The 20,932-nt window shown below is 72.5% G+C and carries 19 protein-coding genes; 13 read left to right on the forward strand and 6 right to left on the reverse strand.

Annotated features, from left to right (window positions below):
- Positions 1 to 124: 124 nt before the first annotated feature.
- Complete coding sequence (locus tag ICC28_RS05005; protein WP_188287151.1) at positions 125 to 742, reverse strand: TetR/AcrR family transcriptional regulator; 618 nt, start codon at positions 740 to 742, stop codon at positions 125 to 127.
- Between the two features lie 64 nt (positions 743 to 806).
- The gene (locus tag ICC28_RS05010) at positions 807 to 1,337 is read right to left on the reverse strand and encodes a hypothetical protein (protein WP_223188346.1); all 531 of its coding nucleotides are present in this window, start codon (positions 1,335 to 1,337) and stop codon (positions 807 to 809) included.
- A gap of 160 nt (positions 1,338 to 1,497) precedes the next feature.
- Between ICC28_RS05010 and hmgA the strand changes: the two genes are divergently transcribed.
- From hmgA to ICC28_RS05030, 4 genes are all read left to right on the forward strand, one after another.
- Entirely contained in the window at positions 1,498 to 2,913 is a 1,416-nt protein-coding gene (hmgA, locus tag ICC28_RS05015) for a homogentisate 1,2-dioxygenase (RefSeq protein WP_188287152.1), read from the forward strand.
- A gap of 26 nt (positions 2,914 to 2,939) precedes the next feature.
- Positions 2,940 to 3,686 carry a GntR family transcriptional regulator gene (locus ICC28_RS05020; RefSeq protein WP_188287153.1) on the forward strand — a complete coding sequence of 249 codons (747 nt, stop codon included), beginning with the start codon at positions 2,940 to 2,942 and terminating at the stop codon, positions 3,684 to 3,686.
- A 192-nt stretch (positions 3,687 to 3,878) separates the two neighbouring features.
- Positions 3,879 to 5,009, forward strand: a complete 1,131-nt coding sequence (locus ICC28_RS05025) for a type ISP restriction/modification enzyme (protein WP_317453959.1) — start codon at positions 3,879 to 3,881, stop codon at positions 5,007 to 5,009.
- 215 nt (positions 5,010 to 5,224) lie between these two features.
- Entirely contained in the window at positions 5,225 to 6,436 is a 1,212-nt protein-coding gene (locus ICC28_RS05030; protein ID WP_188287154.1) for a CaiB/BaiF CoA transferase family protein, read from the forward strand.
- A 17-nt stretch (positions 6,437 to 6,453) separates the two neighbouring features.
- Here ICC28_RS05030 and ICC28_RS05035 read toward each other — a convergent pair whose 3' ends face one another.
- From ICC28_RS05035 to ICC28_RS05045, 3 genes are all read right to left on the reverse strand, one after another.
- Positions 6,454 to 6,723, reverse strand: a complete 270-nt coding sequence (locus ICC28_RS05035) for a hypothetical protein (protein WP_188287155.1) — start codon at positions 6,721 to 6,723, stop codon at positions 6,454 to 6,456.
- A gap of 126 nt (positions 6,724 to 6,849) precedes the next feature.
- A complete protein-coding gene (locus ICC28_RS05040) occupies positions 6,850 to 7,641 on the reverse strand; it encodes an anti-sigma factor domain-containing protein (protein WP_188287156.1) in 792 nt (263 codons plus the stop codon).
- Positions 7,638 to 8,180, reverse strand: coding sequence for a sigma-70 family RNA polymerase sigma factor (locus ICC28_RS05045; protein ID WP_188287157.1), 543 nt, complete (start codon positions 8,178 to 8,180; stop codon positions 7,638 to 7,640). Before ICC28_RS05045 ends, ICC28_RS05040 begins: the two co-directional genes overlap by 4 nt.
- Positions 8,181 to 8,432: 252 nt before the next feature.
- Between ICC28_RS05045 and ICC28_RS05050 the strand changes: the two genes are divergently transcribed.
- The 4 genes from ICC28_RS05050 (at position 8,433) to ICC28_RS05065 (ending at position 14,694) form a co-directional block, all read left to right on the forward strand.
- Positions 8,433 to 9,971, forward strand: a complete 1,539-nt coding sequence (locus tag ICC28_RS05050; protein WP_188287158.1) for a DUF4331 domain-containing protein — start codon at positions 8,433 to 8,435, stop codon at positions 9,969 to 9,971.
- A 118-nt stretch (positions 9,972 to 10,089) separates the two neighbouring features.
- Positions 10,090 to 11,412 carry a tetratricopeptide repeat protein gene (locus ICC28_RS05055; protein WP_188287159.1) on the forward strand — a complete coding sequence of 441 codons (1,323 nt, stop codon included), beginning with the start codon at positions 10,090 to 10,092 and terminating at the stop codon, positions 11,410 to 11,412.
- Entirely contained in the window at positions 11,409 to 13,046 is a 1,638-nt protein-coding gene (locus ICC28_RS05060) for a sulfite exporter TauE/SafE family protein (RefSeq protein WP_188287160.1), read from the forward strand. Before ICC28_RS05055 ends, ICC28_RS05060 begins: the two co-directional genes overlap by 4 nt.
- Positions 13,047 to 13,080: 34 nt before the next feature.
- Positions 13,081 to 14,694, forward strand: a complete 1,614-nt coding sequence (locus ICC28_RS05065) for a serine/threonine-protein kinase (protein WP_188287161.1) — start codon at positions 13,081 to 13,083, stop codon at positions 14,692 to 14,694.
- 4 nt (positions 14,695 to 14,698) lie between these two features.
- Here the strand turns inward: ICC28_RS05065 and ICC28_RS05070 are convergent, their stop codons facing one another.
- Positions 14,699 to 15,493, reverse strand: a complete 795-nt coding sequence (locus ICC28_RS05070; protein ID WP_188287162.1) for an SGNH/GDSL hydrolase family protein — start codon at positions 15,491 to 15,493, stop codon at positions 14,699 to 14,701.
- A gap of 318 nt (positions 15,494 to 15,811) precedes the next feature.
- Between ICC28_RS05070 and ICC28_RS05075 the strand changes: the two genes are divergently transcribed.
- The 5 genes from ICC28_RS05075 to ICC28_RS05095 all read left to right on the forward strand — a co-directional run bounded on the left by ICC28_RS05075 (position 15,812) and on the right by ICC28_RS05095 (position 20,902).
- The gene (locus ICC28_RS05075) at positions 15,812 to 17,017 is read left to right on the forward strand and encodes a S8 family peptidase (protein WP_188287163.1); all 1,206 of its coding nucleotides are present in this window, start codon (positions 15,812 to 15,814) and stop codon (positions 17,015 to 17,017) included.
- Positions 17,018 to 17,169: 152 nt separating this feature from the next.
- Complete coding sequence (locus ICC28_RS05080; protein ID WP_223188347.1) at positions 17,170 to 17,616, forward strand: hypothetical protein; 447 nt, start codon at positions 17,170 to 17,172, stop codon at positions 17,614 to 17,616.
- A 1-nt stretch (position 17,617) separates the two neighbouring features.
- Positions 17,618 to 18,715 carry a GNAT family N-acetyltransferase gene (locus tag ICC28_RS05085; protein ID WP_188287164.1) on the forward strand — a complete coding sequence of 366 codons (1,098 nt, stop codon included), beginning with the start codon at positions 17,618 to 17,620 and terminating at the stop codon, positions 18,713 to 18,715.
- Positions 18,716 to 19,085: 370 nt separating this feature from the next.
- A complete protein-coding gene (locus tag ICC28_RS05090) occupies positions 19,086 to 19,907 on the forward strand; it encodes a glycosyltransferase family 2 protein (protein ID WP_188287165.1) in 822 nt (273 codons plus the stop codon).
- Positions 19,904 to 20,902 carry a glycosyltransferase family 2 protein gene (locus ICC28_RS05095; protein ID WP_188287166.1) on the forward strand — a complete coding sequence of 333 codons (999 nt, stop codon included), beginning with the start codon at positions 19,904 to 19,906 and terminating at the stop codon, positions 20,900 to 20,902. The genes ICC28_RS05090 and ICC28_RS05095 overlap by 4 nt, the downstream gene beginning before the upstream one ends.
- Positions 20,903 to 20,932: the final 30 nt, after the last annotated feature.

Genomic DNA, 20,932 nt, shown 5'->3' on the forward strand with positions numbered 1-20,932 from the left:
CGCGCCTCAAGGGTCTGATCACCTTAGCAACGGGCGGTGCTCCGGACGCCGTTCGGGCCGATCCCTGTGGTCGCTGTGCGGACCGATCACCGGCGGAGGCCGGTCCCGGGCCGCCCCGGGCCGGTCAGTCGAGAACCCGCGCGAGATACGCCCGCAGCAGCTCCCGCGCCTCCTCGATGATCCGTTCGTCTCCCTCCGGGGAGACCCGGAAGGCGAGGTGGACCAGGGTGTCGGCGGTTTCGACGGCGACGAGGAAGACGCGGCGCAGGTCCTCGTCGGGGGTGCGGCCGAGGTGGCCGGAGAGGAGGTCGGTGAGGCGGTCGGCGACGCGGTGGTTGGGTTCGGAGCGGCGGTCGCCGACCGGGATCTGGTTGCCGAAGTCGACGAGGGAGAACCCGGGGGCGGTCCGCTTCATCACCAGGTACTCGTCGAGTACGGCGTCCATCGCCGCGCGCCAGCCCCCGCCGCCGTCGCCCCGCAGGCGCTCGGTGACGCGCGCGGCGTAGTGCTCCAGGTTGCGCTGGGCGAGGGCGTCGGCCATCTGCCGCTTGTTGCCGAAGAAGCGGTACACGGAGCCGATGGGGACGCCGGCGCGCTGGGCGACGGCGCGGGTGCTCAGGTCTTCGTAGCCGATCTCGTCGAGGATCTCGGCGCAGGCGTCGAGGATCCTGGTGAGCCGCTCGGCACTGCGCCGCTGCACGGGTGCGCGGCGGAGCGAGGTCGTGTGGGGCACGGGCTTCATGATGCCTTTCCGGAGCGGTCCGGTGAACCTTGCCCCCTGGTACGGATTCCGGTGCCCTCTGCACTCATCGCGCCGTACTCCGTGCGGACGTCGGCCCGGTCCCGGACGCCGTGATGTAGGCCGTGCTCTCCACGGGCTCGCCGTCCACCGCCCACACCGTGCCGTCGTCGGCGTACAGGCGGGCCGTGACCTGGTGCGTGCCGCGGGCGACGAGCTCGGCCGGGATGCGGTACTCGGGGGTGCGCAGCCGGGTGATCAGGCGGCCGTCGAGGTAGAGGTGGGCCAGGCCCCGGCCGGCCACGGCCTCGCTCTTCGCGCCCGGCGGCGAGAAGCGGAAGTTGCGCGCGGTCAGGGTCACGGCCCAGCTGTCGTCCTCCTCGGGCTTCACCTCGATGCCGATCCTGGGGGCGCCCCTGCCGTCCACTTCGCGATAGGCGCGGCCTTCGTCGTCGGTGTCGTCGAGCAGCTTGCCCACCGGTGAGAGCGACTCGCCGTTCGGCTGTTCCTGGGTGCCACTGGAGCCGCAGCCCACGGATCCGGTCAGCAGAAGGACACAGACCGCGAGCGCGGCGATGAGGGTCCGCGTCCACGACATGCCCGGGAGCGTAGAACACCGGTCCGACACTCGGATCCCCCTGGAGTCTGGTTCTCGTCCTCCGCAGTGAGGAGACCCGGGGCGGCGCCCCTGCCCTCTTGCACCCGCCGGGCCGCAATCCTACGGTGATCCATAGGATTCCGACAGCAAGGGAGCGATCATGAGCGACGGGGGCACTTCCGGCCCGAGCGCGTCCGAGGGCGGGAGCGGGGGCGAGCGCGGGGGCGGGGGCGGGGGCAGGAGCGGAGGCGGGAGCGAGGGCGTGCGCAAGGCCGCGGAGGCGCTGACGTATCTCTCCGGTTTCGGCAACGAGCACAGCTCCGAGGCGGTGCCCGGCGCCCTGCCCGAGGGCCGCAACTCGCCGCAGCGCGCACCTCTCGGGCTGTACGCGGAGCAGCTCAGCGGCTCCGCCTTCACCGAGCCGCGGGCGCACAACCGCCGCTCCTGGCTGTACCGGATCCGCCCGTCGGCCGCCCACCCGGCGTTCGTCCGCACGGACAACGGCGCCCTGCGCACCGCGCCCTTCGCCGAGACGGTGCCCGACCCGAACCGGCTGCGCTGGAACCCGCTGCCCGCGCCGCCCGCGGGCACGGACTTCCTGGCCGGCCTGTGGACACTCGGCGGCAACGGCGACGCCGCCCGGCGCGCCGGCATGGCCGTGCACCTCTACCACGCCGACTCCTCCATGGAGCGCGTCTTCAGCGACGCGGACGGCGAGCTGCTGATCGTCCCGGAGCACGGCGGGCTGCTGCTGCGCACCGAGTTCGGGCTGCTGCGGGCCGAGCCGGGCGAAGTGGCGCTGGTCCCGCGCGGGGTGCGCTTCCGGGTCGAGCTGCTGGACGCGACGGCCCGCGGTTACGTCTGCGAGAACTACGGCGCCCCCTTCCGCCTCCCCGACCTCGGCCCGATCGGCGCCAACGGCCTGGCGAACGCCCGTGACTTCAGGGCTCCGACCGCCGCCTACGAGGACGTCGAGGGCCCGGTGGAGGTGGTGAACAAGTTCTGCGGCAACCTGTGGCGGGCGACGTACGGCCACTCACCGCTGGACGTCGTCGCCTGGCACGGCAATCACGTGCCGTACGTGTACGACCTGCGCCGGTTCAACGTCATCGGTTCGATCTCGTACGACCACCCGGACCCGTCGGTCTTCACGGTGCTCACCTCCCCGTCGGACACCCCCGGCCTGGCCGGCGTGGACTTCGTGGTCTTCGCGCCGCGCTGGCTGGTGGGCGAGGACACCTTCCGGCCGCCGTACTTCCACCGGAACGTGATGAGCGAGTACATGGGCCTGATCGAGGGCGCCTACGACGCCAAGGCTGCCGGTTCGGGGGGCTTCGTGCCCGGCGGCGGGTCGTTGCACAACATGATGTCGGCGCACGGGCCGGACCGGGAGACCTTCGACCGGGCGTCGGCCGCCGAGCTGCGGCCGCAGAAGGTGGACGACGGGCTGGCGTTCATGTTCGAGACGCGGTGGCCGGTGACGCTGACCGCGCAGGCGGCGGGGGCGGAGCACCTGCAGCCGCGCTACGACGACGTCTGGGAGGGCCTCGAACGGCACTTCCGCCCGTTGCACTGAACGAAGCCGACCTGTACGGATAGCGCGTGACCTCCTTCGCCCCGGACTCGATCGTCCTGAACCGCAAACTGCCGCTCTGGTATCAGGTGTCGCAGTCGCTGCGCGCCTCGATACTGGGCCGCCGGCCGCAGGATCCGCTGCGGCTGCCGACCGAGGAGCAGCTGGCCGGGCACTACGGCGTGAGCGTGCTGACCATGCGGCAGGCGCTGAAGGAACTGGAGGACGAGGGGCTGATCACCCGCCACCGCCGCCGGGGCACGTTCATCGAGCCGCATGTGCGGCGGGGCGCGCCCGTACGGCTGCTCGGCTCGGTGGACGCGATCGTGGCCCAGCAGTCGGGCATGGTGACGGAGCTGCTCGACCACGGCAAGGCGGCGGTGCCGCCCGAACTGGCCGAGCACTTCCCCGACCTCGGGGAGGTGGCGACGTACCACCGGCTGCGCAGCGACGAGAAGACGGGCGAGCCGACGAACCACGCGCGCAACTGGGTGCGTCCCGAGTTCGCGGCGCGGGTCGATCCCGCGGACCTGGAGCAGTGGCCGATGACGAAGGTGCTGCGGGACGTCGTCGGGGCGGACATCGGCCGCATCACGGACACGGTCTCGGCGCGGCTGGCGAACCCGGAGACGGCACGCCTGCTCGACGTGCCCCTGCTGAGTCCGATCCTGCACTACACGGGCGTCACGTACGACACGGACGGGCGGGTGCTGGACGTGGCGGAGATCCACTATCGGGGGGACCGGTTCTCGTTCACGGTGACGCTGGATGCGTGAGCGCTCCGCTGGGGGCCGTGATGTGTTGTCGTTCGGCTGCGGGCCGTCCGTGGCTGGTCGCTCCCCCACGCTCGGCTTCGCTCGCGCGGGGGGACCCCCATCGCGGCGGAGCCGCATATCGACACAGCCCCGCGCCCCTTTGGGGCGCTCCCCTGAACCGGCGTTACAGGCACGACGACGTACCATGCCCGCGTGACGCTCGACGACGCTCCGCTCCTGGCGGACCTCATGCCGTGGTCCGTCGCACCGCTTCGGCTGGGCCGGGGGTGGCCGACGGGCCCCGACGCCGCCTGTCTGAGGGCCCGCTGGGACGCCTTCGTCAAGGCCGAGGGGCCGGACCGGGAGGCGCTGCTCGAACCGACCCGCTCGCGCACCCTGCACTCGGCGGTGGCCCAACTGCCGGGCGGCTCGGGCGGTACGGAGAAGCTGGCCCGCGCCTCGGGCCCGTGCCCGGAACCCGTACGGGTGCTGCGGGCGCCCTTCGACGAGCAGTGGCTGATCCCCGACCACCGTCTGATCGACGCGGCCCGGCCGGAGTTGTGGCGGGTGGCGGACGACCACCAGGTGTTCCTGGTGGAGACGGACGACGGGGTGCTCGCCACCTCCGCCCTCCCCCTCCTGCGTCCGGGCCGCATCCGCCCGCTGCACCGCCGCCCCGGCGGGACGGAGCCCAATCTGGCGCCGGGCCTGCTGGACCACCTGACCGCCCGCCTCGGCCTGCCCGTCACCCCCGCCGACGTACTGGCCTGGGTGCTGACGGCCACCGGCCCCGGCCTCGCCGTCCCCCTCACCGAGGACCCCGAACTCTGGACGCACGGCGTCGAGTCGGGCCACCGCACCCTCTGGCTCATGCGCCGCAACGGCGAGCGCCCCAGACTCCCCGGCGGCCGCCGCCCCTACGTCCGCGCCCCGCTCCCGAGCCGCCCGCTGACCCTCCACTACGAGCGCGAGGAGGAGACCCTGTACCTCGACGAGGGCCGCATCTCCCCGGTCCCGCCCGAGGCCTGGGACTACGAGGTGGGCGGCGTCCGGGTCCTGGAGGAGTGGTTCACGGCCCGCACGGCAGAGCCTGCGGAGCCGGGCACGCTGGCGGCGATCCGCCCGACGGCCTGGCCGCAGGCCTGGACCTCGGAACTGCTGGAACTCATCACGGTCCTGGCCCTGTTGGCGGCCGGCCGGGAGGACCTGACGGTGACGCGCCCGATCACGGCGGCCGACCTGACCGCGGCAGGCGTGCTGCCGGTCCCGGACGCGGCACGCAGGCCGGCCTCGGTGCTGGACCACCACGAGGAGGGTCCGGAGGGCCAGTTCACGCTCATCTGACGGCCGCGTAGCTGTCCAGCAGCCGGCCGATGATCCGGTCGAACGCCGCTTCCGGGTCCTCCTGCGAGGCCACCTCCCGACCTTCGACCCGCCGCTGCTGCCCGACATCTGCCTCCCGAACGACAACCGGGCGGGCCGCCCGCGCCGTACGCCGGTACGCCCATGGCCAAGGCCGACGCCCACGGGGCATGATCGCCCGCATGGAGTCAGCCCGCATGGATGCAGCCCGCACGGAGTCACAGCCGCCGCCCCTCGCGGGCCTCACCGTCGTCGCCGTGGAACAGGCCGTCGCGGCCCCCTTCGCCACCCGGCAGCTCGCCGATCTCGGGGCCCGGGTGATCAAGGTCGAGCGGATCGACGGCGGCGACTTCGCCCGCGGCTACGACACCGCCGCCCGCGGCCTGGCCTCGCACTTCGTGTGGTGCAACCGCGGCAAGGAGTCCATCGCCCTGGACCTGAAGGACCCGCGCGGCCTGGACGTCGTACGGCGGCTGGTCGACGGGGCGGACGTCTTCGTGCAGAACCTCGCCCAGGGTGCCGCGGCCCGGCTGGGCCTGGACGCGGCCACGCTCTGCGCGGCGCATCCGCGGCTGATCGCCGTGGACATCTCGGGGTACGGCGCGGGCGGCCCGTACGCGGACAAGCGGGCGTACGACATGCTCGTGCAGTGCGAGGCGGGGCTGGTGTCGGTGACCGGGACGCCGGAGCAGCCGGTGAAGGCCGGGATCCCCGCGGCGGACATCGCGGCGGCCATGTACGCCTTCTCGGGCGTGCTCGCGGCGCTGGTGCGCCGGGGGGTCACCGGGCGCGGCGGGCCGGTGGAGGTGTCGATGCTGGAGTCGCTGGCGGAGTGGATGGGGCATCCGCTGCACCATGCGATGCACGGGGGCACGGCCCCGGCGCGCACCGGGCTCGCGCACGCCGTCATCGCGCCGTACGACGCCTATCCGACGGCGGACGGCGGGCGGGTGCTGCTGTCGGTGCAGAACGACCGGGAGTGGCGACGGCTGGCCGAACAGGTGCTTGACCGGCCGGAGTTGGGTTCGGATCCGGCGTACGCCACGAACGCGGCGCGGGTGGCGCACCGGGAGCGGACCGACGAGCTGGTGGGCAAGGCGCTGGGGGCGCTCGGCACGGACGAGGCGCTGGCCCGGCTGGAGGCCGCCGGGCTGGCCTGCGCGCGTCTGCGCGATCTGCACGAGGTCGCGGAGCATCCGCAGCTGGCGGCCCGGGAGCGGTGGCGGGAGGTGGGGTCGCCCGTGGGTCCGCTCAAAGCGCTGCTGCCGCCCATCACGCTGCCGGGTGGGGCGGCGGCGCGCATGGGGGACGTACCCGCGCTCGGGGAGCACACCGGGGCACTGCTGCGGGCCGTGGGGATGACGGACGGCGAGATCGCAGCACTGCGCCGGGACGGCGTGGCCGCCTGAGCGCGGGGCCGGGGCGCCTAGTGGCCGCCGAACAGTGAGCGACGCAGTCGGCGCAGTGGCGCGAAGAGCGAGACGCGGCGGACGCGCGCTCCCCGGTCACTGTGCTGGCGCACGGGTTCGCGTGCGGTCAGCTCACGCATCAGCGAGGTCGCCTCGGCCGTCTTCTGCTGCGGCACGGCGGGGCCCGCCAGTACCGAGAGATGGCGGTCGAGGCGCGAACTGGTCGCGCTGCTCCCGCAGGTGATCGCAGGGACCCTGGCCCTGCTGCGCACTGTTATCTGTTCCATGTCACTCCCCACCCGTACAAGTCCACCCGGCCCGGGCAGGGTAACCCTATCGCCCCCTCGGGGCACTCGTGTATCGCGGTCACAGGATTCACCTTCCCCGTAAGGGTGTTGACGACGCGTCCTTGATTACTCTCCGAATCCAACCGATTTCAGGGCGAGTTGGACAACCGGCTGAGTAGTGGGCTGCGGCGAGCCGCCGTCGGGCTCGACGGTCACAGCCAGTGACGTCGCCGACTCGTCCAGGCCGGACGCCACCAAGGGCGTGTCGCCGTCGAAGAGCCCGAGGGAGCGCGGTTGTGCGCCGGGGCGCATGAGCCACAGTTGGTGCACGCGGTCGCCCGGCGGGTCACCGTAGCCCCCGAGGGTGACGACCGCGCTCCCCTCGGACGCGGAAGCGACCACACCGATATGCCGGCCGCTCGCGTCCTGCCCGGCGGTCGCCCGGGCATCGGGAGCGGCCAGAACGTGGGCGATCTCACGTGCCTGCGCCCGCTCGGCGTTCAACTGGTCCTGCGCCTCGTTCGCCTGTACGGCGAACAGGGCGGCGACGACGAGGGCCGCAGCGCCGGTGGCCGTGGCGAAGGGCACGAACAGCGGGACACGCCGGCGCACCCGCGGCGGCGGCTGCGCACCCCACACATGCGGCGGCAACTGCGGCGCACGCGCCCGCCCCCGCACCGGCTCCTGCGGAGTGGTCCGTACGGCGGCCAGCACCCGTTCGCGCATGGCGGCCGGCGCGGGGGCCGCCGTCGACCAGGCCAGGCGGACCGCGTCCTCGGACAGGGCGCGCACCTCGGCGGCGCAGCGGTCGCAGTTCTTCAGATGCTTCTCGAAGCGCACGCGTTCGGCCGGTTCCAGAGCGTCGAGGGCGTAGGGGGCTGCCAGGGAGTGCAGGTCCCCGCGGCGGAACAGGCTCATGCGGCGCCTCCCAGGCACTCGCGCAGCCGGGTCAGCCCGTCGCGCATCCGTGTCTTCACCGTGCCCAGCGGCAGCGAGAGCCGCTCGGCGACCTCACGGTAGGTGTAGCCCTCGTAGTAGGCGAGGGTGACCGACTGGCGCTGGAGGGCCGTGAGCCGGTCCAGGCAGCGGCGCACCCACTCGCGTTCCAGTCCGGCCTCCACCTCCTCGGCGACATGGTCGAAGGCGGGCTGGTTCGCGCGCAGTGCCTCGCGCTGCTCGCGTTCGCCGGCCGCGCGGGCGCTGCGCACCCGGTCCACCGCCCGGCGGTGGGCGAGGGTGAGGATCCACGACAGGGCGCTGCCCCGCCCCGGGTCGAACCGCCCTGCGGACCGCCACAGTTCGAGCAGCACCTCCTGCGCCACCTCCTCCGACTGCGCCGGGTCCCGCACCACCCGCCGCACCAGTCCGAAGACCGGCCCGGACACCAGTCCGTACAGCTCCTCGAACGCCTTCTGGTCGCCGCCTGCCACGAGCATCAGCAGCTCGTCCGCCTCCAACTCGCCTCCCCCTCCCGCGAGACCGCATCTGGGCCGTCCCGTCCCACGAGGTATTCGCAACGCACCCACCTCCGGATGGGGTTACGGATCAGGGAGCCGAAAACGCGGGTCGGGAGCGACCCAAATGAGTTTGCCGCCCCGCGCGCAGGGCCCGCGGGCCCCGTCGCAGAAATTTTTCCGCCCGGACCAATCCGCCCCGCGTCCCGTTCCGAATGCCGGTGCGTCAGGCAAGTTGAAACGAGGACGGACGGCATGACACCTATCTCCAGGAGCGGCCCGGGACGCGCGGGCATCGCCACCCTCATCTGTGGGGCGCTCGCCGCCGGAGGTCTCGCGGCCGCCGGCGTGACCGCGCTGGAACCGGGGGCGGCTGCCGCCTCCAGCCACCGGGAGGCCCCGCTGATCTCGGGGACCCCGCAGTACGACAACACGGACGTCTACGCGTTCGTCAGCCCGGACAAGCCCGACACGACGACGATCGTGGCGAACTGGATCCCGTTCGAGGAGCCGGCCGGCGGACCGAACTTCTTCACGTTCGCCGAGGACGCCCAGTACGACATCCACATCGACAACAACGGTGACGCGCAGGGCGACCTGGTGTTCCGCTACACCTTCGCCACGCACGTCAAGAACGAGAAGACGTTCCTCTACAACACCGGTCCGGTGGAGAGCCTGGACGACCCCGACCTCAACATCACGCAGACGTACGACATCGAGCTGCTCAAGCTGAAGAAGCAGAAGGTGGTCTCGACGACGAAGATCGCCAACGATGTGCCGGTGGCGCCGTCGAACGTGGGCAAGGCGTCGATGCCGAGGTACAACGACCTGCGCAAGCAGGCGATCCACAAACTGGCGGGCGGCGCACAGACGTTCGCCGGACAGGCCGACGACCCGTTCTTCCTGGACCTGCGCGTCTTCGACCTGCTGTACGGCGGAAACCTCTCCGAGGTCGGGCGGGACACCCTCAAGGGCTACAACGTCAACTCCATCGCCCTCCAGGTGCCTTCGCAGGCGCTCACGGAGTCGAAGGAGCAGCCGATCATCGGCGTCTGGTCGACGACCCAGCGCAAGAACGCCCAGGGGTACTTCACCCAGGTCTCCCGGCTGGGCAACCCGCTGGTCAACGAGGTCGTCAACCCGCTGAAGGACAAGGACAAGTTCAACGCCTCGTCGCCCAGGGAGGACGCCCAGTTCCTGGAGAACGTCACCAACCCCGAACTGCCGAAGCTGATCGAGGCGATCTACAAGATCCCGGCACCGGCCGAGCCGCGCAACGACCTCGTCGACGTCTTCCTCAAGGGCGTCGAGGGCCTCAACCAGCCGCCGCACGTCACCCCGTCGGAGATGCTGCGCCTGAACACCTCCATCCCGCCGGCCCACAAGCCCAAGCGGCTGGGCGTGCTCGACGGCGACAACGCGGGCTTCCCCAACGGGCGCCGGCTCACGGACGACGTGATCGACATCGCGCTCCAGGTCGTCGAGGGCGAGCTGCTGGGCGCGAAGAACGACCTGGGCGACGCGGTCGACGAGAACAACAAGAAGTTCCGCAAGAGCTTCCCGTACCTGGCCAACCCGACGGCCGGCTCGCGCGGCCCGCTGGCCAAGGGCACCTCCGGTGACGCCGATGTGCGCAGCCAGCTCGGGGACGCGCTGTCTCCTGCCGGGGCGGCTGGTTCCGGTTCCGATGACATGACGCTGATCGCGACGTCCGCCGGGGCCGGGGCCCTGGGTGTCGCCCTGGTCGGGGCGGGGTTGCTCTGGTGGCGGCGGATGCGGGAGCGGGCCTACTAGGCGCCGTTGTGGGGAGCGGTGCGGGCTCGGCTGCGGGTTCGTCGCGGCTTGTCGCGCGGTTCCCCGCGCCCCCCGAGGGGCGCTGTTCCACCGTCGGATTTCCAGTTCAGGAGAGGTCATGAGGAAGCCGGGGCTTCAACTCACCCTGTGTGTCGTGTTGCTGGCCGTCGCGATGACCGCCGGGTCGATTGCGATCGGGGCCGGGCGGGACGGGCGGGAGGTGTCCGGGCGCCGTGTCGCCGCCGTGTCCCCGGCGGTCCTCGCCTCCGGCGACCTCGATGCGAGCGTCTCCGCCCTGCAGCGGCATCTGCAGGAGCAGCCGCGGGACTTCACCGGGTGGGCGACGCTCGGGCTCGGGTATGTCGAGCAGGCGCGGACCAAGGGCGACCCCTCGCGGTACCCGCAGGCGGAGCGCGCCTTCAAGCGGTCGCTCGCGGTGCGGCCCGGCAACGACCAGGCACTCGCCGGGCGTGCCGCGCTCGCGGCGGCCCGGCACGACTTCGACGGCGCCCTGGAGTACGCCGACCGGGCCCTGGCGCAGAACCCGTACAGCGAGCGGGCGCTGGCCACCCGGATCGACGCGCTCGTGGAGCTCGGCCGCTACGACGACGCGTCGAAGGCGGCCGACACCGCGGACACCCGGCGGCCGGGCATCCCGGTGTTCACACGGTTCGCGTACGTACGGGAGCTGCGCGGGGACGTGGCCGGCGCCCGCCGGGTGCTGGAGCAGGCCCTGAACGCCGCGAGCGCGCCCGGGGACGTGGCGTACGTGGCCACGCAGCTCGGGCAACTCGCCTGGAACCAGGGCGACTACAAGGCCGCGCTGCTGCACTACGCGCGGGCGCTGGCGGCCGACGACGCCTACCTGCCGGCGCTGGAGGGCCGGGCCCGCGCGCAGGCCGCGCGCGGGAAGACGGCCGAGGCCGTGCGGGGCATGACGGACGTCGTCGCCCGTTCCCCGCTGCCCGGTCCGCTCGTCGGGCTCGGCGAGCTGTACGAGGCGGGCGGCGACCGGGACAAGGCCGGTGACCAGTACGCCCTGGTCGACGCCTGGACGGCGCTGGCCCGCGCCAACGGCGTCAACGCCGATCTCGACACCGCGCTGGCCGCGGCCGACCACGGCGACAAGGCCGCCGCCCTGCGCGCGGCCCGCGCCGAGTGGGACCGCCGCCGCACCGTGCACACCGCGGACGCCCTCGCCTGGGCCCTGTACGTCAACGGCCGTGCCGAGGAGGCCCTGCCCTACGCCCGCCGGGCCACGGCCACCGGCTACCGCAACGCCGCGTTCCTCTACCACCGCGGCATGATCGAGCACGCCGCGGGCCGGGCGCGGGAGGCGCGCACCCACCTGGCGGCGGCCCTGGAGCTGAACCCCGGCTTCTCGCCCCTGGGCGCGCGGGAGGCCCGTAAGGCTCTCAAGGACCTGGAGGCGGCCCGGTGACCCTCCGTCGTCCGCTCGCCTCCGGCGCGGCCGTCCTCACGGCCGTCGGCGCGCTCGTGCTCGTCGCTCCCCCGTCCGCGAGCGCGCACCCCCTCGGCAACTTCACCGTCAACCGCTACGACGGTCTCGTCGTCGCTTCCGGCGCCCTCCGCGTCGATCACGTCGAGGACCTTGCGGAGATCCCGGCGACGCAGGCGGGGCCGGACATCGCGGAACTCGGCATGGCGCGGTGGGCCGGGCGGCGGTGTGCGGCGGCGGCCGAGGGCAGCAGGCTCACGGTCGACGGGCGCACAGTAACGCTCACCGTGCAGAGCAGCCGGGCGCGGGTGCGTCCCGGCCAGGCCGGACTCGACACCCTGCGGGTGGAGTGCCGGCTGACCGCACCGCTGCCCGAGGGCGCCTCCGTCGGTCTCGACTTCCGGAGCGCGGGAGCGGACGCCGGGCCGGGCTGGCGGGAGGTCACCGCGCGCGGCGACCGGATGACGCTCGCCGAGTCGGACGTACCGGAGGAGTCGTCCTCGCGCGAACTGTCCGAGTATCCGGAGGAATTGCTCTCCTCCCCCGCCGACACCGCCTCCGCCTCCCTCCAGGTCCGGCCCGGCGGACCGGCTCTCGTCGAGGAACGGGGGGACGCTCCCGCGGCCTCCGTGCTGCCGCGCGGCGCCGACCGCTGGACCCGTGCCCTGGACTCCCTGGTCGCCCGCCAGAACCTCACCTTCGGCTTCGCCGCCCTCGCCGTGCTCATCGCGGTGGTCCTCGGCGCGATGCACGCGGTGGCCCCGGGCCACGGCAAGACGCTCATGGCCGCGGTGGCGGCGGCGCGCGGCGGGCGGGCCCGGATGAAGGACGTCCTCCCGCTCGCCGCCTCGGTGACGGTCACCCACACCCTGGGCGTGGTCGCCCTGGGGCTGCTGGTCACGGCCGGTTCGGCGGCCGCCCCCTCGGTCATCACGTGGCTGGGCATCGCGAGCGGGGCCCTGGTGGCGGCGGCGGGCGTGACGCTCCTCCGGAGGGCCTGGCACCACCGCGGCCACGGTCACAGTCATGCCCCCGTCCCCGCCCCTGCCCCGGAGCCCGCTCCCGTCCTGGTCGGGGCCCACGCCCACGCCCACGACGGCCACCACGGTCACGCCCACGGGCACGACCACGACGAGCAGCACAGTCACGCTCACGACCATGACCACCACAGTCACGACCACGACCACGCCCACCACAGTCACGACCACGACCACGCCCACCACGGTCACACGCACACCCACGGCGGTCGCACGCACACCCACGCCATCGCCCCCACCGTGCGCGGCACGATCCTCCTCGGCTTCGCCGGCGGGCTCGTGCCCAGTCCCTCCGCGGTCGTGGTGCTCGTGGGCGCGGCAGCGCTCGGACACGCCTGGTTCGGGCTGCTGCTCGTCGTGGCCTACGGCCTCGGGCTCGCCCTCACGCTCACCGCGGCCGGGTTCGCCGTGGTCCGGCTGGGGGCCGGGGCGAGCCGGCTGCTGGACCGGCGTCCCCGCTGGGCCGTCCACCCCTTGGCGGCCCTGGTCCGCAGGACGGCACCGCTGGTGTCCGCGGGGGTCGTCGTAGCCCTGGGGATCGGATTGGTGCTCCAGGGGGCGGCAAGCGCACTCGGCTGAGCTAGTTTTGTGAGGAAAGGGAGATTTCGCGCGCATGCGAATGGGGGCGCCCGTGTCCGACGCACCGGGCAGTGAACGAGTGATCGCGGGCCGCTACCGACTTCTGTCCCCGCTCGGCGAGGGCGGCATGGGAACCGTGTGGCGCGCCCGCGACGAGGTGCTGCACCGCGAGGTCGCCGTGAAGGAGGTGCGGGCCCCGCACGGGCTGCCCGCCGCCGAGGAACAGCGCATGTACGCCCGCCTGGAGCGCGAGGCGTGGGCGGCGGCTCGCGTGGCCAACCGCAATGTGGTGACCGTGTACGACGTGGCCACCCAGGACGGCCGACCGTGGATCGTGATGGAACTGGTCCGCGGCATCTCTCTGGCCGAACTGCTGGACGCAGAGGGCCCGTTGCCGCCGCAGCGCGCCGCACACATCGGCGCCGAGGTGCTGTCGGCGCTGCGCGCCGCGCACGAGGCGGGGGTGCTGCACCGGGACGTGAAACCGGCCAACGTCCTGCTGTCGAACGACGGCCGGGTGGTGCTCACCGACTTCGGCATCGCCATGGTGGAGGGCAGTTCGGCGCTGACGATGACGGGCGAGGTCATCGGCTCGCCCGAATTCCTCGCTCCCGAGCGGGCCTTGGGCCGCAGGCCCGGCCCCGAGTCCGACCTGTGGTCGCTCGGCGTGCTGCTGTACGCGGCCGTCGAGGGCAACTCCCCCTTCCGCCAGGACACCCCGCTGAGCACCCTGCGCGCGATCGTCGACGAGGAGTTGCCCCGGCCGGTCCGGGCCGGTGCGCTCGCCCCCGTCATCGAGGGGCTGCTGCGCAAGGACCCCGCCGAGCGGCTGTCGGCCGAACGGGCCGAGCAGGACCTGCGGGTCATCGGCGCCGGGGGCACGCTGCGCGCGGACACGCTCCGGGCGGCGCCGTACACCCCGACGATCGCCGCGCACCCCCAGCCGCCGGTCCCGCCCCCACCGACCGGCCGCACACCGACCGGCCCGACGACACCGGCACCGGCCGGCACCGGCCGCGACCCCCACCAGCGCGGCCATCGCGCCTCCGTGGCCGTCGTCGCGGGCCTGGCGCTGCTCTGCCTGGCCCTGGCGGGTCTGACGTACGCCCTGCTGAACAGGGACGGCGGCAACGGCGGCGACGCGGGAGGGGAGACCACCACCAGCCGGGCGCCGACGCGGAGCACCCCGAGCGAGACCGAGGACGACAACGGCGCCGGCGGGGGCGGGAACCCGACACCGAGCCCGAGCGAGAGTCGTACGACGAGTCCGCCGCCGCAGTCCGTGCAGGTCTACCTGACGGGGTCGAACACGGAGTACGAGGGGGCCTGCCCGCCGCCCGACGGCGAGGCGCCGCAGTTCACGGCGACGTTCACGGTGGGGCGGCTGCCGGCGGAGGTCAGCTACCGCTGGGTGTCGAAGGGCGAGGAGATGATGGATCCGCAGTGGCGGACGCTCTCGTTCCCCGAGGGCGGCACGCGGACCAAGCAGGACCGGGCCTTCGTGACCACGCGGAACGACAGCGGGGCCTTCGAGGGCGAGATCACCGTCGAGGTCCGCGACCCGGTCCGGACCGAGTCCGACCCCGTGGCGTACTCGGTCACGTGTGTGACGGAGGCCCCGACGGACGAGGCCTCCCCCACGTCATGACCGCTCACGCGGCACGGTTCAGGACGGGCAGATAGCCGCCGGACTGGCCGGCCGCGGTCGGGTGGTACGACTCGCCGATGTTGAGCCAGTTGACGCTGTGCAGCCAGGAGCTGCCGGAGCAGATCTCATGGCCGGTGAAGGTGGTGCGCACGTCGCCGAAGGTGAAGGAGTGCGCGGCGGCGCGGCGGGCGATGGCGGCGTCGAGGTAGTCGGCCGCGTCGTTGATTGCTTTCCGCTTGGTCTCGGAGAGACCGAGGCAGGCGGTGCCGAGCTTGTAGAAGCGCGGGTAGCCGAGCACGACGACCCGGGCGGACGGCGCCTTGGCGCGGATCGCCGAGTAGACGCTGTCGAGCTTGCCGGGGAGCGTGGAGTCGACGTACGCGCGGGCGGTGTTGATGCGCGAGAGGCACGCGCTGTCGGACTGCAGGACGCAGGTGGTCATGACGTCGGCGAAACCGGCGTCGTTGCCTCCGACGCTGATGGAGACCAGGGCGGTGGCGGAGTTGAGCGGACCCATCTGGCCGGCCAGGACATCACCCGTTCGAGCGCCCGAGCAGGCCGTGAAGGCGAACGACGAGGGTGAGTTGGCGGCCGCCCAGAGGTAGGGGTGGGCCTTCGTGCTGCGCTTGCAGTCGCCGCTGGAGCCGATGTAGCTGCCGGCGCCGACCCCGGAGGAGTAGGAGTCGCCGAGGGCCACATAGGGGCCGGTGGCGGCCTGCGCGGAGCCTGCCCCGGTGAGGACGGCACCGGCGGCCAGGAGGAGTGAGCTGACGTAAGCGGCAATTCGGGAACGTCTCATGGAACCTCCCTTTAGCAGGATCTCTGCCATAACTGTCGTAGCAACTACGCGTGTTGACGGGAAGTGTCCATGCCAAGACTTTCCGTTCGTTACCAGGACCCTTCCTGTGCGTTCACCATGCGTTCGATTACGTGCGCATGACAGATTTGTTGTTTGCTCGTCAACTGCCTTGATCCGCCGGCAGTTGATCGCCCACGCTGTACCCCGGCCCGGGGCGGAACGCGACGCTCCAGGGCTGTGCGCGCGATGCCGTGCGCACCCCCCACAGACGCGGGCCACACCCCGGCCCGCGCCGCCTATGAGGAGGACTCCCTCGTAATGGCACAACTGCGTAGCAAGAAGCTCCGGATCGCCGCGATAACCAGCCTGGCGACCGCCGCCCTCGTCGGAGGGCTCACCGCAGTTCCCGCCCAGGCCGCCCCGGCCGAGGGCAAGGTCCTGGCCGCCGACTCCCCCGCCGCGGTCAAGGACAGCTACATCGTCACGCTCAAGAAGAGCGCAGGCCTCAAGGCCTCGTCGAGCGCCGGCAAGAGCCTCATCAAGGGGTACGGCGGCAAGGTGAACAAGACGTTCGGCACCGCGCTGAACGGCTATGCCGCCACCCTCTCGGCGACCGAGGCCAGGAGACTCGCCGCTGACCCGGCCGTGGCCTCGGTCGAGCAGAACCAGCGTGTCCGGATGGACGCCACGCAGTCCAACGCCCCCTGGGGACTGGACCGCATCGACCAGACCTCCCTCCCGCTGTCCAGGACCTACACCTACCCGGACTCCGCGGGCAGCGGCGTGACGGTCTACGTCATCGACACCGGCGTCCGCGTCTCGCACAGCGACTTCGGCGGCCGCGCCCGCAACGGCTACGACGCCGTCGACAACGACAACGTCGCACAGGACGGCAACGGCCACGGCACCCATGTGGCCTCCACCATCGCCGGTTCCACCTACGGCGTCGCCAAGCGGGCGAACATCGTCGCGGTCCGAGTGCTGAACAACAGCGGCTCCGGCACCACGGCGGGCGTGGTCGCGGGCATCGACTGGGTGACGGCCAACCACTCCGGCCCCTCGATCGCCAACATGTCCCTCGGCGGCGGAGCCTCGACCGCCCTGGACACGGCCGTACGCAACTCCATCGCCAGCGGCGTGACCTACGCGATCGCGGCCGGCAACAGCAACACCAACGCCTCCTCGTCGTCCCCGGCCCGGGTCACCGAGGCCATCACGGTCGGCGCCACCACCAGCACCGACGCCCGCGCCAGCTACTCCAACTACGGCTCGGTCCTGGACATCTTCGCCCCCGGCTCCTCCATCACGGCGGGCTGGCACACCAGCGACACCGCGACGAACACCATCTCCGGTACGTCGATGGCGACCCCGCACGTCGCGGGCGCCGCAGCCGTCTACCTGGCCGGCCGCCCCTCGTCCACCCCGGCCCAGGTCGCCTCGGCCCTGACCGCCGGAGCCACCACCGGCGTGGTCACCAGCGCGGGGTCCGGCTCGCCGAACCGGCTGCTGAAGCTCGTGCAGTAACGCCGTAGCACCGCACTCGAACGACCGTTCCCCGGAGGCGTCCGCCGTCTCCGGGGAACACCCCTGCGACCGTCATCGGCATCTTGACGGCCGCCGCGGGGCTGCGCGACATTGAAGCCCGGCATCCGGCGCTTCGGGGGGCAAAGTCGCCAATGCAGACCTTAAGGCTCAAGACATCTTCATCAAGGCTCAAGACATCTTCATCGGACGGCGCCGAGCGCGCGCGACCAGGACCGCTCGGGGACCTGTCGGCGCTGCTCGCGGGCGCCGCGACGGCCGTGGCGGGCCTCGGCGCGTTCCTCGCGCTGACCGGCTCCGACTCGCCGCTGCGCGGCCCGTTCACCCTCTTCTTCCTGCTAGCGGCCCCGGCCGCGGCCATCGCCGCCGCGCTGCGCGGCCTCGAACCCTTCGGCCGGATCCTCGCCTCGGTGGCGGGCGCGGTCGTCATCAACATGCTGGTGGCCCAGGGGATGCTGGCTCTGCACCGGTGGTCGGTCACCGGCGGCATCGTGGTGGTGACCACGCTCAGCTCCCTGATGCTCCTGCTCGTCCTGGTGCGACGCGGGCGCGGCCGTACGGACAGAAGGCGGACAGACTGACGTGGACATCAGCGTGCACCGTCCCGGCGAGCTGACCGCCACCGACCGGACTGCCTGGACGGCGATGCAGTCCAAGGCCCATCTGCACGGCTCGCCGGAACTGGCGAACCCCTTCCTGTCCCCGGAGTTCGCGCTCGCCGTCGGCCGCTGCCGGCGCGGGGTGCGGATCGCGGTCGTACGGGAGGACGGCGAGCCCGCCGCGTTCTTCCCGTACCAGAGATCGGCGGCCGGTGTGGGCCGCGCCATCGGGCTCGGGGTCTCCGACGCCCAGGGCCTGGTGCACCGGCCCGGGTTCGACTGGGACGCCCGTGAGCTGCTGCGCGCCTGCGGACTCGCGGTCTGGGAGTTCGACCACCTCGTCGAGGGCCAGGCGCCCTTCGCCGAGCGGGCCACCGGCACCTTCCCGTCCCCGGTGATGGACATCGACCAGGGCTACGAGGCCTATCTCGGCCGGCTCCGGGAGCGGTCGCCGAAGTTCACCCGGACCACCCTCGCCAAGGACCGCAAGCTCGGCCGGGACCACGAGGGGGTGCGCTACGTGCACGACGAGCGCGACCCGGCCGCCCTGCGCGTCCTGATGGAGTGGAAGTCGGCGCAGTACCGCCGCACCGGCCGCAGCGACCGCTTCGCCCAGGACTGGATCACCCGGCTCGTGGAGCAGCTGTTCCACACCCGATCCGAGTCGTTCGCCGGGATCCTGTCGGTGCTGTACGCGGACGGCAGGCCGGTCGCGGCCCACTTCGGGCTGCGCTCCGAGCGGGTGCTCGCCTGCTGGTTCCCGGCGTACGACCCGGCCTTCTCGAAGTACTCGCCGGGTCTCGTGCTGCATCTGCGCATGGCCGAGGCGGCCGCCGCCGACGGCATCGCGTACCTGGATCTCGGCCGCGGGCAGAAGGAGTACAAGGACTCCCTGAAGACACGCGAACTCAGCGTGTCCGAGGGGTGGGTGACACGACGCCACCCCGTGGCCGTCGGGCACCGCGCCCGCCGTGCGCCGGTCCGGGCGCTGCGCAACACCGTGCAGTCCCGGCCGGAGTTCTTCGAACCCGCCGACCGGCTGCTCAAGCGGCTGGGGCACCTGCGGTCAGGAGGTCGGTAACGGGCCAAAACAGATAAAACCGTGAGACCAGGTTCCAGGTCTTGCCATACGGGCTCAATCATCAATACCGTCGTACATCTCACCCGCATCGGACTGTCACCCAGCGGCCCAGGGGAGGGCTCAGGACCGCGACGGTCCCGGCGCGGGGCGCGGTAGGGGGGTGCTCGGTGACCACAACCGTGACCGGGTCGTGCCGCGCGACCGGCTGCCGTGTTCCGGAGGCCGGCCAGACTTGCCAGCTCACCATGCGCGCACGGAGTTCATGGAGGTGTGCTTCCGCGTGCCATGAGTGAGAACCCCCCTTTCGAACCGGACACAGAGCCGGGCCGCCCAGGGGCGGGCGGCCCACCGGACGAGAGGGACCAGACTCATGAGCTCAGTTCTGCGCCCGGCGAGCACGGGTGACGCGCATCGCACGGCAGGGGCGTACAAGCCCGTGTCCTCGCATCTGGCGATAGCGCCGCCGGTGAGCGTGGTGATACCGGCCATGAACGAGGCGGAAAACCTTCCGTACGTCTTCAAGACCCTGCCGGGCTGGATCCACGAAGTGGTCCTGGTGGACGGGAACTCCACCGACGGCACCGTCGAAGTGGCCCGCGAGCTGTGGCCGGAGGTCAAGGTCGTCGAGCAGCGTGGCCGGGGCAAGGGGGACGCCCTGATCACCGGGTTCGAGGCATGCACCGGCGACATCATCGTGATGGTCGACGCGGACGGCTCGGCCGACGGTCACGAGATCGTCAGCTATGTCTCCGCGCTCGTCTCCGGCGCCGACTTCGCCAAGGGGTCCCGGTTCGCCAACGGCGGCGGCACCGACGACATGACCTTCATCCGCAAGCTCGGCAACTGGGCGCTGTGCACGATCGTCAACCGCAAGTTCGGCGCCCGCTACACCGATCTCTGCTACGGCTACAACGCTTTCTGGCGGCACTGCCTGGACAAGATCGACCTCGACTGCACCGGCTTCGAGGTGGAGACCCTGATGAACATACGGGTGGTCAAGGCGGGGCTGAAGGTGCAGGAGATACCCAGTCACGAGTACCTCCGCATCCACGGCACCAGCAACCTGCGCGCGGTGCGGGACGGGTTCCGGGTGCTGAACGTGATTCTCAGGGAGCGCTCCAACCGGCGGGACCTGCGCCGCCGCGCCGAGCGCTCGCCGATGCTCGACTCCGTCCGGGGAGAGCTGTCTTGAGCGGTCCCGGCATCTCCGTCGTGATCTGCGTCTACACCGAGGACCGCTGGGAGGACATCCTCGCGGCGGTCGCCTCGGTGCGGGCGCAGTCCCGCCCGGCCCTGGAGACCCTGCTGGTCGTCGACCACAACGAGGCCCTCCACGAGCGTCTGGCCAAGGAGTACAAGGAGGCCGCGGACGTGCGGGTGCTCGCCAACGCGGGCCCCCGTGGCCTGTCCGCCGGCCGCAACACCGGCATCGCCGCCAGTCGCGGCGAGGTGATCGCCTTCCTCGACGACGACGCCGTGGCCGAACGGGAGTGGCTGCGGCACTTCGCCAAGGCGTACGCCGACCCGCGCGTGCTGGCGGTCGGCGGGCGCACCGAGCCGATCTGGGCCTCGGGCCGCCGACCGCCGTGGTTCCCGGAGGAGTTCGACTGGGTGGTGGGCTGCACCTACCGCGGTCTGCCGCGCGGACGCGTGCGGGTGCGCAACGTCCTGGGCGGCAACGCCTCCTTCCGGCGTACGGCGTTCGACGCGGCGGGCGGCTTCGCCACCGGCATCGGGCGCGACGGCGACCGGCTGCCGCTGGGCTGCGAGGAGACGGAGCTGTGCATCCGGCTCACCCGGGCCAGACCCGACGCGGTCCTGCTGATCGACGACCGTGCGGTGATCCACCACCGGGTGCCCGAGGCGCGCGAGCACTTCGGGTACTTCCGCACGCGCGCCTACGCCGAGGGCCTGTCGAAGGCACTGGTGGCCCGAAGTGTCGGCGCGGACAAGGGACTTGAGTCCGAGCGCCGGTACGCCACGCGTGTCCTCCCGGCCGGGGTGGCACGCGGCCTGCGCGACGCCGTGCTGGCCCGGCCGGGCGGCGCGGGACGGGCGGGCGCGATCGTCGCCGGGGTGCTCACCGCGGCCGGCGGGTATGTGGTCGGAAGCGTGCGGGCCCGCAGGGGCGGGGCTACGTACGCGGTGGCGGCGATCGAGGGAGGCGAGGTGACCACGGATGCCTGAGCCGGACACGCCGCCCAGCGGCGCGGGCAC

Source organism: Streptomyces sp. TRM68416, assembly GCF_014596915.1.
Lineage (GTDB): Bacteria > Actinomycetota > Actinomycetes > Streptomycetales > Streptomycetaceae > Streptomyces.

Excerpts from the sequence above, each read along its gene's own strand:
- ICC28_RS05005 (WP_188287151.1), bottom strand. The coding sequence starts at position 742 with ATGAAGCCCGTGCCCCACACGACCTCGCTCCGCCGCGCACCCGTGCAG.
- ICC28_RS05010 (WP_223188346.1), bottom strand. The coding sequence starts at position 1,337 with ATGTCGTGGACGCGGACCCTCATCGCCGCGCTCGCGGTCTGTGTCCTT.
- hmgA (WP_188287152.1), top strand. The coding sequence starts at position 1,498 with ATGAGCGACGGGGGCACTTCCGGCCCGAGCGCGTCCGAGGGCGGGAGC.
- ICC28_RS05030 (WP_188287154.1), top strand. The coding sequence starts at position 5,225 with ATGGATGCAGCCCGCACGGAGTCACAGCCGCCGCCCCTCGCGGGCCTC.
- ICC28_RS05035 (WP_188287155.1), bottom strand. The coding sequence starts at position 6,723 with ATGGAACAGATAACAGTGCGCAGCAGGGCCAGGGTCCCTGCGATCACC.
- ICC28_RS05040 (WP_188287156.1), bottom strand. The coding sequence starts at position 7,641 with ATGAGCCTGTTCCGCCGCGGGGACCTGCACTCCCTGGCAGCCCCCTAC.
- ICC28_RS05050 (WP_188287158.1), top strand. The coding sequence starts at position 8,433 with ATGACACCTATCTCCAGGAGCGGCCCGGGACGCGCGGGCATCGCCACC.
- ICC28_RS05055 (WP_188287159.1), top strand. The coding sequence starts at position 10,090 with ATGAGGAAGCCGGGGCTTCAACTCACCCTGTGTGTCGTGTTGCTGGCC.
- ICC28_RS05065 (WP_188287161.1), top strand. The coding sequence starts at position 13,081 with ATGCGAATGGGGGCGCCCGTGTCCGACGCACCGGGCAGTGAACGAGTG.
- ICC28_RS05070 (WP_188287162.1), bottom strand. The coding sequence starts at position 15,493 with ATGAGACGTTCCCGAATTGCCGCTTACGTCAGCTCACTCCTCCTGGCC.
- ICC28_RS05075 (WP_188287163.1), top strand. The coding sequence starts at position 15,812 with ATGGCACAACTGCGTAGCAAGAAGCTCCGGATCGCCGCGATAACCAGC.
- ICC28_RS05080 (WP_223188347.1), top strand. The coding sequence starts at position 17,170 with ATGCAGACCTTAAGGCTCAAGACATCTTCATCAAGGCTCAAGACATCT.
- ICC28_RS05090 (WP_188287165.1), top strand. The coding sequence starts at position 19,086 with ATGAGCTCAGTTCTGCGCCCGGCGAGCACGGGTGACGCGCATCGCACG.